This is a genomic window from Planctomycetota bacterium, assembly GCA_018242585.1.
Classification (GTDB): Bacteria; Planctomycetota; Planctomycetia; order Pirellulales; family PNKZ01; genus JAFEBQ01.
This window is the reverse complement of the sequence record JAFEBQ010000020.1, coordinates 1-15766: the sequence shown is the minus strand read 5'-3', so window position 1 is coordinate 15766 and position 15766 is coordinate 1. Positions and strand designations below refer to the sequence as shown.

The window sequence follows — 15766 nt, the reverse complement described above, 5'->3', positions numbered from 1 at the left end:
CGCCGATAACTACGCTGGCGCGTGGGCAATGGTTCAGTAGTCACCATCGGCCAATCCGCCGCGCAATGCCGACCAGTTACTTGAAATGCGTAAACTCTGGTGGCGCGATGTCGGAATTATAGGGACGCCGGCCCGACCGTCAACGAACCCCAGCGGAAGAGGGGCGAATAGCCGAACGCACGTTCGCAAAGCGTGCGGCAGACGCCGGTTAGCGCACCGACTCGGCCTTGATCTTGGCCGCCATTTCGGTGTAGTTGCGGGCCGACTCGTCGCGGCCCAAATGGCGGTGAATCGCCGCCAGATTCGCGTAGGGGACGCTCAGCGCTTGGCGGCTGGCATGGCCATCGGCGACGACCCCCTCGATCATTTGCACGCCCCGCTGGGTCAGTTCCTCGGCGCGCTGTTGCTGGCCGACCGCCCAGTAGGAGACGCCCATGCTGATCAGCGACTCGCCCTGGGCGAGCGCCGCCTCGGGCGCGCTGGCCTCGTCCAAGCGCGCGAAGACCTCGCCTGCTTTGTCGTACCAGGCGACCGCCTGGGTGTGATCGTTCGTGGACAAGGCGTGGATCGAGCCCAGCCGGAAGTAAACCCGGGCCATCGCGCTCAACTCGTCATGCGCCGCGGCGACAGGTTGCAACAGGCTGACCGCCGTGCCACCCGCGCGAAGCGCCGCTTCACGATCGCCTCGGTACTGAAAGGCTTGCATCGCGTCGCACATGGCCACGCCCAGTTCGCACGCTTGCCGGTGGGCCAGCAACGGGTCGTGGACCTGCGCCTGGCGTTTGCGCCCTTCGACCAGCAGTCCATCGACCCACGGCTGGGGATTGAGCTGCCCTTGCAGCGCCGCGCACGCCGCCAGCGAGCGGCAGCAATAAATGATCCGATCGGCGGTCAACTCGGCCGGCGCGGTCGACTGGTTGGCCAGTTGATACGCCCGTTCGAGCCAGCGATTGACCGTCTCGGCTTTGTTTTTCCAAGAGCCGCGGGCGATGTCGTTGGCCGCCCCCAGGAAGGCGTTGAGCGTGGCCTGGTGCGCGACGCGGCGTACGGCCACGCGCTGATCGGCCAGGAACGGCTCGGCCCGAGCGATCGCTTGCATTCGATAGTCAAGCGCCAGCGGATAATCGTGCTTCGGCCCATCGGCGATGATGTCGGCCAGCGTGACCAGCGCCGCGGCATGTTGCTCGGGTTGTTCGGCGACTTTGGCGAGCGCTTGTTGCACGGTGTTCAGCGCCGGCTGGTAGTGATTCAAGCGGGCTTGCGCGCGGGCCAACTGCAAATAGATCGGCACCGCGTCGGGCGAAACCGCCAGCGCCTTGGGGGCCGTTTCAGCAAGTTCCTGATAGCGCCCCGCCCGATCGAGCGCCAGGCATTGCAGCACGAGCCCCTGGGCATGATTTGGTTCCAGCCGAAGCGCCGTGGTCAAATCCTCGAAGCAGCCGGTCAGATTGGTCGCTAGTCGTGACTCGGCCCGCAGCACGAACGGATCGGCGTCAATGCAATCGAGCACAATACGTCCCACCTGTCGGCCCGCCACTTCGGTGGCCAGCGCCAGGGCGACGCCTCGCTCGGGGTACGCGATGCCGACGGGCTTGCCATGCTCGTCGCTGACCTCGACCGGTTCGAGCTTCAACAGCTCGAACTGCTGGGCGAGGACTTCGGGAGCGAAAACTTGCTTTAGGTAGATCGCGATCGACAACGCCTTGCCGCCGACGAAGGTGACTTCGATGCGCTCGAACGGCGCGACGTTGTAGGTGTTCAGCGTTGCGGTGCCGCTGCGCGTGGTCCGCACCGGTGCGCCCCACAGTCGGCTCACCACGTCCGTTGTGGCGGTGCCCAGCACCACGCCATGAAACGTGACCGGCATCAACTCAACCGGCGTTTCGGTTGCGGTGAGGTTTGTCGAAGTCGGTGCGCTGACGGTCGCCGGTGCTGTGACCGTTACAGGGGCTGGCGGAGCGAGCGGCGCGGGAGCAACTGGAGGTAGTGCCGTCGGCGGAGATAACGTGGCGACGGGCGCGGCAGGAGGCGCGCTCGGCGAAAATGGAGGCAGCGGCTCGACCTGCGGCGGTTGCGCGCTTGTGCCGGCGACCAGGCAGGCCCAGACCAGCGCGGTGACGAGCGTGATTGCGCTTGCGCCAGAGCGCGGCATCGGTGCAGTCCCTTGCTCTACGAGTCGCTACCTGCCGAGCGATCCATCGCCCAACGGTTCGCAAGCCGGCTCGTGCCAGACACCGGCCGCGACGGAAAGGAAATATGCCGTAAAGGGTTCGGCGCGTAAATACGAATCGCTTGCCGCGCGGGGGGCTGGCGGATCAACTGTCCGCTAGCAACTGCTCGATCACGGTAACGGCCTGCTGAAAATCGTCACGTTCGAGCGCGGTAGCGACAGCGCCAATCGCGGCGAACTGCTCGGCCGTGAACGGCACGGCAGCGCCAACCGCAGGAGGCGCTAGGACGAGCCTCGCTGCTAGCGTCGCGATCAGTGTGTCGAGCTCCGCGCCCGTTCGGGCGCTGACGTCGATTCCCCGCAGGCGCGGTTGCGGGTCGGCCGGCAGGTCGGACTTGTTCATCACCACCACTGCGTCGGGCCAGGCCGTTGCCAGGACTGCGTCGTCCGAGGTCCAGGGCCGCGAGCGGTCGAAGACCAGCACGCGCAGGTCGGCCGTATCCAGATTGCTTTGGCTCAGCGACATGCCGGCTTGTTCGAGCGTGTCGTCGCTGGTGCGCAGGCCGGCCGTGTCGACCAGTTCGACCGGCCAACCGTCGATGGCCGTCAGCGAGGTTACCGCGTCGCGCGTGGTGCCGGGCGTGGGCGAAACGATCGCCCGCTGGTGGCCGACCAAGGCGTTCAGCAGACTACTCTTGCCTGCATTGGGCGGCCCAGCCAGCACCACGCGAAACGGCTCGACCAGATGAAGGCCCAATTGTTGAAAAGCCAACAGCACCGCGATCTGTTGCGCGGCCGCGGTCGTTTGACGCGCGCCAATCAGCGCCACGATTTGCCGCAGCGCTTGGCTTAGGGCACCTTGTTGCTGATCGAGCAAGATACCGGCGGCGCGGCGCGTCGGAGCGCGCGAAAGGGCCAGCGTCGCGGCGCGCTCGATCGGCACCAATGGTTGCCGGGCGAGCCATTCGACGGCGCTGATCGAGCGACAGCCGGCCGCGACAAGCGAATTGATAATCGTCGCCGAAGCGAGCGCCCCGCCGTGGCCGTGAATCTCGACCAGGTCGCAGGCCCGGCGACAGACGACGAGTTCTTCCCCCTCGCGGCTCCCCCAGTGGCCGACCGAGACGCGGCCGACCGGTTCGCCGAGCCAAGGCCGACGGGCCAGCGGCAGGAAACGCGAGGCGACAACCTCGGCGGCTTGTGGCCCTTGGACGGCGACCGTGGCGATGGCCCCGCGACCCGAGCCGGTGAGCAACGCGCAGACAGTGTCGGGGGACGGCGGGCTCATGGGGTGCGCGCCGAATATAGCGCGCTAGCGCTTTGTGCCGATGGCTGAGCGCGCGGTTGCGCGAGATTGACGCTCGTCACCCTCCCCCCTGCCCCTCCCTGGAAGGGCGGGGTGTTTATCGCTTGGCCGGCGGGCTCGATCGTTGCGCGGCGCTAACGCGCCAAGCAACGATCCATGCGGGCGATTACTTCTCAGTCGTGGCTTCGTTGCGGCGCTCGCGCAGACGGACTGCCTTGCCGACGCGATCGCGGAGGAAGTACAGCTTGGCGCGGCGGACAATGCCCGAGCGCTTGACTTCCACCTTGGCGATGCGGGGCGAGTGAATCGGGAACTTGCGCTCGACCCCTTCGCCTTGGACGATGCGGCGGACGACGAACATTTCGCGCGAGCCCGAGCCGCTCTTGGCGATGACGGTGCCGCCGAAAATCTGGATGCGTTCCTTCTCGCCTTCGAGAATGCGGAAGTGAACGTCCACGGTGTCGCCGACGTTAAACGACGGGACGTCCGCGCGGAGGCTGCTTTGTTCGACGAGTTCGAGAATTTTCTGGCTCATGATCGTGAATCCTTTTCGTGCTCATTGCGCCGGCGGCGCGTTCGTTCCAAGCGTTGTTCTTGCCGCCAGCGTGCGATGGCTTCGTGGTCGCCACTCAGTAGTACGGCAGGCACTTCGTGACCTCGGTACACGCGAGGCCGGGTGTATTGGGCAAATTCCAGCAGCCGGTCGTCCCCCGTGAACGAGTCTTCGCGGCTGCTTTGTTCGTCTCCTAAGGCGCCGGGGACCAGTCGGGCCACGGCATCTATCAAAACCATCGCGGCGACTTCCCCACCGCCCAGCACATAGTCGCCGATCGAAATCTCTTCAGGCTGCAAAACCAGTTTGACGCGTTCGTCGAACCCCTCATAGCGACCACACATCAGCACCAATCGCCGCCGCGCGGCCAACTCCTCGACCAACCGCTGATCGAGCCGCCGCCCCTGGGGGGACAGCATGATCAGGCCGCCGGGCTCGGGCCCTTCGGATCGCACCGCCTCGACCGCGTCGACCACCGGCTCGACTTGCAGCACCATGCCGGGGCCGCCGCCGTACGGGCGGTCGTCCACCTTGTGGTGCTTTTCGTCGCGCGACCAGCGTCGCAGGTCGTGCAGTCGCACGTCGACCAAGCCGCGGTCAATCGCCCGCTTCAAAATGCTTTGGCCCACATAGCCCGAGAACATTTCGGGAAACAGGGTCAGCACATCGAATCGCATGGCGGTTGCGGTCCGGCGACAAGAACGGGACTAGGCGTTCTCGGCGCTGGCTTCGGCTTCCTGGGCAGGTGCTTCGGGCGCAGCTTCGGCGGCCGGAGCTGCTTCGGACTTTTTGCTTGGCACGAACACCGGAGCCGGCGCGGGGCCCACGACCTTGGGCAGCGACAGCTTCTGGCGAGCGGCCTCTTGCTCCTTGAGGTGCGTTCCTTGCTGGCCGTACTTCTTGATGAACGTCTTGATATTCACGCTGGGCTGCGCGCCAACGCTCAACCAATACGCCACCCGTTCGGCGTTCCAATTCACGCGGGCATCGACCTCGGGAATCTCCGGGTCATAGGTGCCCAATTCCTCGATCACGCGGCCGTCGCGCGGGCTGCGCGAGTTGGCGGCGCAAATGCGGAAAAACTGACGGTGCTTCCGTCCCATCTGCTTCATACGAATGACTACTGGCACACGATTCTCCTGAACTACTCGGGTCTCTGGCTGGGGTTTTCAGGGTCAGCACGTCGTTCGCGGCGTACTGATAATCTCAAGGGTTACTGGTTGCAGCGCTAGGGTTTATTGCCTCGCTGGTCGCGCTTCCACTTGCGCAGTTCTTTCTCACGTTGTTTTTGCATCTTCTTGCGTTCGTCGGTGGTCAGCCGCTTGCCGGTGCCGACCTTTTGCTTGGCCAGTCCGCCGGTGGGCGAGGCCATCATCTGCGATTGCATCTCGCGCATGGCTTTCATCTTGCCGCCCATGCCCATCGACATCATGGCCTTCATCTGTCCGGCCATCACGTCGTACTGCTTGACCAGATCGTTGACCTCGGCGGGCTCGACCCCGGCGCCCGAGGCGATGCGGCGACGGCGGCTCTGGTCGATCGACTTGGTCGGGTTGCGGCGCTCTTCGGGGGTCATCGAGTCGATGATCCCGCGCAGGCGGCGGAATTGCTTGTCGGTGTCGACGTCTCCCAGCATGTTCTTCATCGCGCCCATGCCGGGAATCATGCCAATAATCTTGTTCAGCGGGCCCAGCTTGCTGGTCTGGTCCATCATCTGGCGGAAATGTTCGAGCGTGAACTGCCCCTTGGCCATCGCTTCTTGCTGGCGGGCCATTTCGTCCTGATCAAACTTCTGCTGGGCCTGCTCGACCAGGGTCAGGATGTCCCCCTGGCCCAGAATGCGCCCCGCCATCCGATCGGGATGGAACTCCTCGAGCGAGTCCAGGTGCTCACCGGTGCCGACAAACTTGATCGGCACGCCAGTCACCGCCTTGACGCTCAACGCCGCGCCGCCGCGCGTGTCGCCGTCAAGCTTGGTCATGATGACGCCGTCCAACTCGAGCGCTTCGTTGAACGCCTTGGCGCTGTTCACCGCGTCCTGGCCGGTCATGGCGTCGACCACCAGGTAGACCTGCCCGGGTTCGACCCGGCGGTCAATCTTCTTGAGTTGCTCCATCAACTCGTCGTCGATGTGCAACCGGCCGGCGGTATCGAGAATAACCACTTGCACGCCGTCGGCCGTCGCTTGCTTGACGGCGTTCTGGCAGACGGCCACGGGATCGGTCGCGCCGGTCTCGCTATAGACGGGAATGCCCAGCTGCGCGCCCAGGTTCTTCAACTGTTCGATAGCGGCGGGGCGCTGCAAGTCGGCGGCGACCAGCATCGGCTTGCGGCCGCGGTCGCGAATCATCCGCGCCAGCTTGCCGCACGTGGTCGTCTTGCCGGCACCCTGCAAGCCGCACATCATCAACACCGTGGTGGTCGGCTTGAGGTGCAGCGAGTGATCGACCGGACCCATCAGATCGACCAGCTCGCGATAGACCGACTGGACCACCTGGTGGCCAGGGTTCAGCGACTTGAGGACTTTCTCGCCCACCGCGTCTTGCGACACTCGGGCCATGAAGTCCTTGACGACCTGGTAGCTGACGTCGGCTTCGAGCAACGAGCGCTCGACGAGCGCCAGCCCTTCGCGCATGTTCGCTTCGGTGAGGACCGCCTTGCCACTGAGGCGGCGGATCGCATCACTCAGGTTTTCCTGCAACGACTCGAACATGGACCGACCCCGCGAGGGGCCTGTTGGGGGGAAGAACGATACCCAGCCTGCCACGGGGGCAGGCATGCGCCGGTATGCTGATCCAGACTGCTGATAGCTGGCCGGCGCGAAACCACGATTTTAGCCCATTAGCCCCAAAGCTGGCAAGATGCGGCGGAGCATGATTTTACGACGCATTCCAGGTCGCGATCTGCTAGCATTGACGGCGGTTCGCGATCGGCGGCTCTCGAACAGCGCCAAGGCGAGTCATTGAGGCCCGCTGTCGACACCCGGCCAGCCCTAACAAGTGGGGGCGGAGGCTTCGCTAGATTACGCAACCGAACCGACCGGGCGTACGCTCGAATTAAGCCGTAACTTCGGTCGAAATTAAGCTATGACAACATTCGTCGACGCCGGAAACCCAACCTGGGGCAGCTGCGCCGGGTGGCGATGCGTTGACACCTTTGCAGATCAGCCGCTATATCGATCAGACTCGCGCCGGCCAGATTGCCGCGCCGCGGACGATTGCCGACAGAAGGTAAAGCGTGAACCGGTTTTGGATTGTCAGCTTGATGTTGCTGCTCGCTCCGGCCACCAGTCGGGCCGAGGACTGGGCGCGCAAGATGTTCACGTCCACCAGCCATGACTTTGGCTCGGTGGCCCGCGGCGCGACGGTTCATTTCGAGTTCAAGCTCAAGAACGTCTATCAAGAGACGCTGCACATCGCGGGCGTCCGTTCGAGCTGTGGCTGTACCACCCCCAAGGTCGTGAGCGACACGCTCAAGACCTATGAAGAAGGGGGTATTATCGCCGAGTTGAACACGCAGGCATACTCGGGGCAGAAGAACGCCACGATTACCGTGATCTTCGACCGGCCGTTCTACGCCGAGGTGCAGCTCAACGTGTCGGGCTACATTCGCACCGATGTGGTTCTGACTCCCGGCGGCGCCGAGTTTGGCACCGTCGACGTCGGCACCGGCGCCGACAAGAAGGTGACGCTCACCTATTCGGGACGCAGCGATTGGAAAATCACCGAGTTGAAGTCGAGCAGCAACCACGTCTCCGCCACGCTCAGCGAAACTAGCCGATCGCCCGGGCAAGTGACGTATCAGTTACAGGTGAATCTGCTGCCGACCGCGCCGGCTGGCTCGCTGAAAGAGCAGATCATCCTGACGAGCAATGACACCTCGGCCAGCGAGGTGCCGGTCGATGTCGAAGCCCGGATCATGGCCCCCGTGACCGTCAGCCCGGCGGCGTTGTTCCTGGGCGTGCTCGAGCCGGGCCAGAAAGTCACCAAGCAACTCGTCGTGCAAGCCAAGAAGCCTTTCAAGATCACTCGCGTGACTTGCGAGGACGCGGGTTTTCAATTCCAGACGAGCGACGCGACCAAGACGGTCCATCTGGTGCCGGTCACATTTACCGCCGGTGATAACCCCGGCAAGATCACGCGCAAGATTCATATCGCCACCGATCTGGGCCCCGACGCCACGCAAGACCTGGCGGCCTACGCCCAGATTCTCGCCGCCGACGCGGTGAAGAAGTGAAAAGGGGCTAGAGACTAGCGGCTAGAAAAGCGGCGGCTTTCTCCTAACCCTCGCCCCTTGCGGGAGAGGGTGGCTCGCGCAGCGAGCCGGGTGAGGGGGCGCTTCAATCTCGCGCGGCTACGCATGATTCTCTCAGCGCGTGATTGTCGCCTCTCGCGACGATATTCTGAGACTGTTCCGCGTCGGTATCCTGGATAGGACAAGTACGCTCACGTGACGCGGGCCAACTCAGCCGGGAACGTCTTAACCCTCCCCCTTGCCCCTCCCTGCAAGGGAGGGGTGTGTGCTTGTGCTTGTGCGAAACTTTTTGAAAGGCGCGGTGATGAACCTAGGTCAAAGTACAGTTAGTCTCGCGTCTAATCTGGTCGTCATCGCCGCTTGCCTTTGGCCGGGGCCAAGCGCCCAAGCCGCCGAGCGTGCCAAGCCCAACGTGTTGTTCATCGCCATCGACGATCAAAACGACTGGATCGGCTGCCTGGGCGGGCATCCGGCGGCCAAGACGCCGAACATCGATCGACTGGCCGCGCGCGGCACCTTGTTCACCAACGCCCATTGCCAAGCGCCGTTGTGCAATCCTTCGCGCACCAGCGTGTTGCTCGGCTTGCGGCCAACGACGTCCGGCGTCTATGGCTTGGCCCCCTATTGTCGCACGGTTGACGCCTTGAAAGATCGCGTCTCGCTTCCCCAGCACTTCCAACGGCACGGCTATCGGACGCTGACGGTCGGGAAGATATTTCACCAGGTCCCCCCCAAGGATCGCCCGCGCGAGTTCGACGAATGGGGCCCCACGCCCGGCGTCGGCGCGCCGATGAAAGAGAAGTTGATCCCGCCGACCCCGATGGGGAATGTCAAGCTGATGGACTGGGGCGTCTACCCGGGGCGGGACGAAGACATGGGCGACTACCGCGTCGCGTCGTGGGCCATTGAACAATTACAGACCGCGCCGAAGGACAAGCCGTTCTTCCTGGCCTGCGGCTTTGCCTTGCCGCACGTGCCGTGCTACGCCACGCAGCGCTGGTTCGATCTGTATCCCGACGACGACTCGTTGTTGCCGCGGATTCGCGAAGACGATCGAAACGATACGCCGCGATTCTCGTGGTATTTGCATTGGTATTTGCCGGAGCCGCGCTTGAAATGGGTCCGCGAGAATCACCAGTGGCGCAATCTGGCGCGGTCATACCTGGCCAGCGTCAGCTTCATGGATAGCCAGATTGGTCGCGTGCTCGACGCCCTGGAACAGGCCGGCCAGCGCGACAACACGGTGGTGGTCCTCTGGTCCGATCATGGCTGGCACGTGGGCGAGAAGTTGATCACCGGCAAGAACACGCTTTGGGAGCGGTCGACGCATGTGCCGCTGGTGTTCGCGGGGCCGGGCGTGAGCGGCGGCGCGCGTTGCGCGGGGCCGGTCGAGTTGCTGGACATGTACCCGACGCTGGTGGAACTGTGCGGACTGACGCGGCGCGACGACCTGGAAGGCCATTCGCTCGCGCCCCAGTTGAAAGACGCCCAGGCGTCGCGCCCCTGGCCAGCCATCACGTCGCACAATCAAGGGAACCATGCGGTGCGCACCGACCGCTGGCGTTACATCCGCTATGCCGACGGCTCGCAAGAGTTGTACGACATGCAGGCCGATCCGCGCGAGTGGACCAACCTGGCGGCCCGCCCGGAGCACGCCAAGGTGATCAGCGAATTGAGCCGCTGGTTGCCGAAGGTCGATGTCGGTCCCGTGCCAGGGAGCGCGCAGCGCATCTTGACGTACGACCCGCGGACAAAAGCCGTCACCTGGGAGGGGAAACCCGTCGGGCCCAATGACCCGATTCCGGAATGATGCGGCCACGTTGAAAACACGCATGGCGCTTCGCTGGCCAAGCCTACCCTGACACTTCGGCCAGGATACTCATCAGCATGCTCAGTTCGATCGGCTTAACCAGATAGTCCTGGAAGTCGGCCTGCGAGGCCAGATCCATGTGTCGCTGGTCGGCATAGGCCGTCAGCGCGATGAACACTTTGTCGGCGAACTTGGGCATCCCTTTCAAATGGGATGCCACCTGATAGCCGTCGAGCACCGGCATGGCCAGTTCCAACAGAAAGATGTCCGGCTCGAATGTCACCGCCTGCTCGATGGCGTGGCCGCCGTCATAAGCCGTCGCCACGTCAAACCCGGCGGTCCTGAGCAACTTGGCCAACGAATCGGCGTTCGCACGATTGGCGTCGGCAACTAACAGGCGACACATAGGTGTCTCCTCCGCGCGATGGTCGGCTTGTTGCCTGGCCGCGCTGCGTTCATGCACGCGACGTTCAACATTCAGGTCGCGACGTTCCCAAGTTCACCGTGAACCGTATGGTCGCGTCGAGCAGATCGGCCACGCACTATCGCGGTTGCCACAATGAAACGGTTTCACCGCGACGCGAGCCGGGGCCGAAAAGACAAGCCGTACACCTCGACATTATCGCCGACCAACCGCCCGAGTCGACAGCCGAGTTGGCGAATGTGGCGCTATTGTCAGAGATCGTTCGTAATGTCACAAACTGGCTGGCGCGGACAATCGTCACGATCGTCGTAATGATCATTGCGCCAATGCCGCGCAATGACGCAAATATAGCCGCCTTGTATGTCAAAGTGTCAGCCTGCGCGTCACCACGCCACAGGGCGACCGATCGTCTATTTGTCGACAAGCCAAATCAAAAGCTCATACGCCCCGAGCGTGTCGATTGTTGATAGATCGTCACGTTCGCCACCGAAGCGTCGCTCGGCGGTCGACAGTTGCAATCGATGCCGCGTCGGCGGGGCAGGCAGCTTCGTCAGCGCGCAATCGGTGAGATTCACCCAGATAATTGCACCGTTCGCGCCGCCGCGAGTAATGACGAGCAGTTCGTTGCCATCGTTGGCAAATGTTGCGTGTGTGTTTTGTCGATCGCCGAGCGCCGGCCAATCGCGCCGAGCATGCAACAGCGTTCGATACAGCGCGCGCAGCCCGGCGGCGCTCGATCCGGTCGGCCAACTCCAACCGAGCTGTGCCGCCCGAAAGGTCGACTCGGCCACCGGGTCGGGCACCTCAGCTTCCCAGCGGAAGTCGAGCTCTTGATACTCGCGTTGCCGGCCGGCTCGCACGGCGTCGTTCAGCCCAGCGTCGAGAAACGAACAGAAGAACGCGAACGGCGCACGCTCGCCATATTCCTCACCCATGAACAACAGCGGTGTTCCTGGCGAAAGCAGCACCAACGCCGCCGCCAGGCGCACTGCCTCGGGCGCGACCAGCGTGGCAAACCGATCACCCGCCGCCCGGTTGCCGACCTGGTCATGGTTTTGCAGGCACACGACCAGCCGTTCGCGCGGCACATCTCCCAGCGGTGCGCCGTGACGCCGGTGGTAGTACCGCGCGTAGCCCCCATCGCTGACAAAGCCGTCGTTGAACGCCTTGGCAATCGTCGCCGGCCGCTCGAAGTCGACGTAATATCCGTCGCGCTCGCCGGTCAGGTGGGCATGAATCGCATGGTGCAAATCGTCGCTCCACACGCCGTCGAGCGCGTAGCCCCCTTGCTCGACCCGATCGACCAGCCGGCGGTCGTTCTGATTGGTCTCGCCGATCACGACGACCGAGCGCTCGGCCGCGCGCGCTTCGCGCTGCACGGCGTCTTGCAACTCGGCCAGCAAGTGCCAGGCGCTTTCGTCCATGATCGTCTGCACCGCGTCGAGCCGCAGGCCGTCAAGGTGGAAATCGCGAATCCACTGACAGGCGTTCTGGATCATCAAGGCGCGAACTGGGTCGCTGTGCGGGCCGTCGTAGTTCAGCGCCGCTCCCCACGGTGTGTGATAATGCGTCGTGAAGTAGTGGCCGAATCGCGCGAAGTAATTTCCCTCGGGCCCCAGGTGGTTGTAAACCACGTCGAGCAGCACGCCCAAGCCGGCCGCGTGCGCGGCATCGACCAATTGTTGCAAGCCCCGCGGGCCGCCGTAGGTGTTCTGGGCTGCGAAGGGGTGAACCCCGTCATAGCCCCAATTGCGCGCGCCGGGGAACTGCGCGATCGGCATCAGCTCGATCGCCGTGATCCCCAGGTCGGCCAACTCGGCCAAGCGCGGAATGATGGCCTCGAAGGTTCCCTCGGGCGTGAACGTGCCAACGTGCAACTCGTAAATCGCCAGGTCAGCTTGTCGGACACCGCGCCAATGCCGATCGGTCCAAGTGAATCGTTCGGGCGAGAAGACAGCCGACGGCTGGTGAACTCCGTCGGGCTGCCACCGCGAAGCCGGATCGGGAAGTTCCAACGGATCGTCATCCAGCCGATAAGCGTAGCACAAGCCGTCGGCGACGTTAGCCGCCGTGTGGACGTAATAGCCGTCGGCCTCGGCTTGCATCGTGACCGCCGACTCCTTGCCGCCGTCCCAAATAAGCAGCGTCACCTGCGTGGCCTTCGGCGCCCAGATGCGCCACAACACCGAGTCGTCGGCCTGACGCAGCGCTCCTTGAGGCCGTGCTCGCAATGAGTGCGGACTTTCCATCACTAGCGTTTCAACTCGCGCACGGGCGGCATCGCGTCGACGAACGGGCAATCGGTTCGGCGGAGTTCCGCGATCAACTTTGCGCGCATCGTTTCGAGTTGCGACGCCTGCTCGGCGCGGCCAGCCAGATTGGTCAATTCCTCGGGGTCGGCGTCCAGGTCGTAAAGTTCCTCCGGCTCGCCGGCCACCAAGGTGCGGATGTATTTGAACCGGCCGTCGCGCACCATCACCCACCAGGGGACGTTCCCCTGCCCCGTGCTGCGCACCGTGGTCGACGCGTCGCGGGTGTTGCTGCCGTAGGTGTCGCCGGTGTGGCTCATCAGCATGGGTTGCTCGAGCGTCGCGCGCTCCGGATCGCGCAACAACGGCGCGATGTCGCGCCCGTGCGTCTTCCACGGCACGTTGATCTGTCCCACGCGCAGAAACGTCGCCACCAGATCGGGCGAGTTTACCGGCTGGGCACAAACCTTACCCGCTGGAATCGTCCCGGGCTGGCTAATGATCAACGGCGAGGCCACGCCTCCATCATACGGCACTTGCTTCTGGCTGAGTCCGTGTTCCCCCAGGCCATAACCCTGGTCGGCAGTGTAGACGACCAGCGTGTTTTCGAGTTGCCCCGAATCACGCAGCGCGGCCATCACGCGCCCCACCCCTTCGTCGAGCGCCATCGTGCACTCATTTACCTGTTGGATCCAGGCGCTGTAGTCGAGCCCCGGCTCGTCCTTGTCAAAGTTATTTGCCTGTTTCGGCTTCTTTTTCATGGCCGCGCCGCCACTGCCGTTCGGGATCCAGGCTTGCGTGCGGTCGAGGTACGATGGCTTGTTCGGGCGCGGGCCGAAAATATCTGCTGGAATCTTGGCCGTGTTGCCAGCCAGCTTCCCCTTGTGCCGATCGGCCGGTGTCGTGGGGCCGTGGATTGCGCCATAGCAGAGCCACAAGAACCAGGGTTTGTCCGCCACCCGGTTCTGGCCGCGAATGTAATCGACCGCCCAATCGGTGTAGTTGTCGGTCGAGTAGCCGTCGGTCTTTCGCTCTTGGCCGTTGAAGGCCAGGATTTGTTTCTTGTAGTACGCGCCGGCATTCTCGGGATGCTTGGGCCGGTTCCAGACGATCTGATAGTCCCAGTCGCGCTCCCAGCCCGAGTCGACGCCGGTGTGCCACTTGCCAATCTGCGCGGTCTGGTAACCTTGTCGCCGCGCTTCGGCCGGCCAGAACGGACACAAGGCCGGGTCGCAACTGCTGCCGGGATAGCTGCCGCTCATGCGCATCGACTCGACGCCAAACGGCAACCGCCCCGTCAAGATCGACGCCCGCGACGGCATGCACCACGAGCCCATGTACGCGCGCGTGAAGCGAATACCGCTGGCGGCCAGCCGATCGATCTCGGGGGTCTTCACCCAAGCGGGAGATTCGGGATAACAGCTCAGCGTCTTGTACGACTGATCGTCGGCATAGATCAACAAGATGTTCGGCCGTCGCGCTTCGGCGGCCGCTGCGCCGCGCGCCACGAGCAACCCAGCCACTAAGCTGACCAACAACGTCATCCACCAGCCGCGCGATGTCATGGTTTGGTTTTCCTTGGGACGCTAACGCCGGCGCGAGGGCCGGCGGCTTCTCGCAGCGCTTCGGTATTGATAACCCCGACGAATCTCATCATCTTATAGCAAGAACCGCAGGGGTTCGCAGCATTCGACTTTGGCTCTTCTCGCAGGACGCCGTTGGGGGGCGACACGATGATTCCCGCGCATAAACACGCCAGACTCGCCGCCGAGCGCACAATTGGCCCGCGACCAGTCTCGCCGCCTCGCTTTGCCCGCCGGCGCGGCTCGCGCCGAGGGGTCAGTGCCTTCGAGGCGATGGTGGGCGGGATCGTGATCCTGGTGCTACTGATTCTCGCGATCCCGACGATCTTTTTTATGTACCGCCGCGCGCAGCGGGGCGCGTGCCAGGAAAACCTGCGGCAAATCTCCTCGGCGATTCTCGATTACCACACGAATCATGCCGAGTTGCTCCCCTGCGGCGCCCGCTATGAAGGGGGCAGCGACACGCCGTTCGGCACCAGTTGGTGGGTCGAGATTCTGCCGCACCTGGGCTTGGGCGAGGAAGGGAACGTCCGTTGGCAACGAACGGCCAGTAGCGGCAAGTTCGACCTGCGCACGTCAAACCAGAACGTCAAGTTCGTCGATGGCCTGCAGCCGCCGATGATGCAATGTCCCGCGTCGTATCTGCCGCCGCTGAACGATCCGCTCAAACACCTTTCGGTAGAAACCCGCGGCGAACTCAAAGATCACCGCGCCATCGGGCTGGCGGTGCCAACCTACGTGGCCATCGCCGGCTCGGCCCCCGACATGCTCGGACTCAAGCCCAACCAGCCGGTTTCGGGGCCGCACGGGCGCAACACGCGCGACGGCAAGTATGGCATCCTCTCCGGCTCGGGCGTTTTCCCGCCCAATCAACCCATCCGGCTGGCGTTGGTTCGCGACGGTCAGGCCCACGTGATCATGATTGGCGAGCAGTCGGGCCAGACCTTCGACGAGGCGTTCACCGAGCCGGTCGAGTTCGATCTGCGCAGCGCCTGGCCCGACGGCGCCTACACCGGTAGCGGCGGAAAATATGTCCTGCTCCGTCCCGACGCCGAAGGAGTCAGCGGTTCGGGGGACGAGCCGTGCTACAACATCACCACGATTCGCTACGGCGTGAACAGCCAGGCCGCCTTCGACGTCACCAAGCCGGCGCGGGGCATTTCGGTGCGCCACGACGGGCCTTATCCGCCGCCGCCGAAGGACACGCCGCCGCGCGTGCCGGCCAAGTTCCCGCCCGGCCCCGGGCACAATCACGGGTTGTTCTCGGCCCACAGCGGCGGGGCGTACGTCTTGTACGTTGACGGCCACACCGATTTTCTCAGCGACGAGGTCGAGCCCTACGTGCTGCAAATGCTGGCCACCCGCGACGACGGCAACATCACGAAGCTCGATCACTAGTCCTCTGTCAGTCTTAATA

The 15766-nt window shown here is 63.9% G+C and carries 12 protein-coding genes; 3 read left to right on the top strand and 9 right to left on the bottom strand.

The window, feature by feature from the left end:
- Nucleotides 1-208: 208 nt before the first annotated feature.
- The 6 genes from JSS27_10570 to ffh form a co-directional block, all read right to left on the bottom strand.
- Nucleotides 209-2152, bottom strand: a complete 1944-nt coding sequence (locus tag JSS27_10570; protein ID MBS0209389.1) for a hypothetical protein — start codon at nucleotides 2150-2152, stop codon at nucleotides 209-211.
- Nucleotides 2153-2315: 163 nt separating this feature from the next.
- Nucleotides 2316-3458 (bottom strand): 50S ribosome-binding GTPase, encoded by a 1143-nt coding sequence (locus tag JSS27_10565; protein MBS0209388.1) that lies wholly within the window; start codon nucleotides 3456-3458, stop codon nucleotides 2316-2318.
- A gap of 184 nt (nucleotides 3459-3642) precedes the next feature.
- A complete protein-coding gene (gene rplS / locus JSS27_10560; GenBank protein ID MBS0209387.1) occupies nucleotides 3643-4011 on the bottom strand; it encodes a 50S ribosomal protein L19 in 369 nt (122 codons plus the stop codon).
- Entirely contained in the window at nucleotides 4008-4706 is a 699-nt protein-coding gene (gene trmD, locus JSS27_10555; protein MBS0209386.1) for a tRNA (guanosine(37)-N1)-methyltransferase TrmD, read from the bottom strand. The genes rplS and trmD overlap by 4 nt, the downstream gene beginning before the upstream one ends.
- Nucleotides 4707-4736: 30 nt before the next feature.
- Entirely contained in the window at nucleotides 4737-5159 is a 423-nt protein-coding gene (gene rpsP, locus JSS27_10550) for a 30S ribosomal protein S16 (GenBank protein MBS0209385.1), read from the bottom strand.
- 98 nt (nucleotides 5160-5257) lie between these two features.
- Entirely contained in the window at nucleotides 5258-6742 is a 1485-nt protein-coding gene (gene ffh / locus JSS27_10545) for a signal recognition particle protein (protein ID MBS0209384.1), read from the bottom strand.
- Between the two features lie 524 nt (nucleotides 6743-7266).
- Here ffh and JSS27_10540 point away from each other — a divergent pair.
- On the top strand, nucleotides 7267-8265 hold the full coding sequence (locus JSS27_10540) for a DUF1573 domain-containing protein (protein MBS0209383.1): 999 nt from the start codon (nucleotides 7267-7269) through the stop codon (nucleotides 8263-8265).
- 322 nt (nucleotides 8266-8587) lie between these two features.
- Entirely contained in the window at nucleotides 8588-10093 is a 1506-nt protein-coding gene (locus JSS27_10535) for a sulfatase (GenBank protein MBS0209382.1), read from the top strand.
- Between the two features lie 43 nt (nucleotides 10094-10136).
- Here the strand turns inward: JSS27_10535 and JSS27_10530 are convergent, their stop codons facing one another.
- From JSS27_10530 to JSS27_10520, 3 genes are all read right to left on the bottom strand, one after another.
- Entirely contained in the window at nucleotides 10137-10499 is a 363-nt protein-coding gene (locus JSS27_10530; protein MBS0209381.1) for a response regulator, read from the bottom strand.
- A 428-nt stretch (nucleotides 10500-10927) separates the two neighbouring features.
- Nucleotides 10928-12748 (bottom strand): malto-oligosyltrehalose trehalohydrolase, encoded by a 1821-nt coding sequence (treZ, locus tag JSS27_10525; GenBank protein ID MBS0209380.1) that lies wholly within the window; start codon nucleotides 12746-12748, stop codon nucleotides 10928-10930.
- A gap of 20 nt (nucleotides 12749-12768) precedes the next feature.
- Entirely contained in the window at nucleotides 12769-14310 is a 1542-nt protein-coding gene (locus JSS27_10520) for a sulfatase-like hydrolase/transferase (GenBank protein MBS0209379.1), read from the bottom strand.
- Between the two features lie 327 nt (nucleotides 14311-14637).
- On the opposite strand from JSS27_10520, the gene JSS27_10515 reads away from it, so the two are divergent.
- Nucleotides 14638-15747, top strand: coding sequence for a DUF1559 domain-containing protein (locus JSS27_10515; protein ID MBS0209378.1), 1110 nt, complete (start codon nucleotides 14638-14640; stop codon nucleotides 15745-15747).
- The last annotated feature ends 19 nt before the right edge of the window (nucleotides 15748-15766 follow it).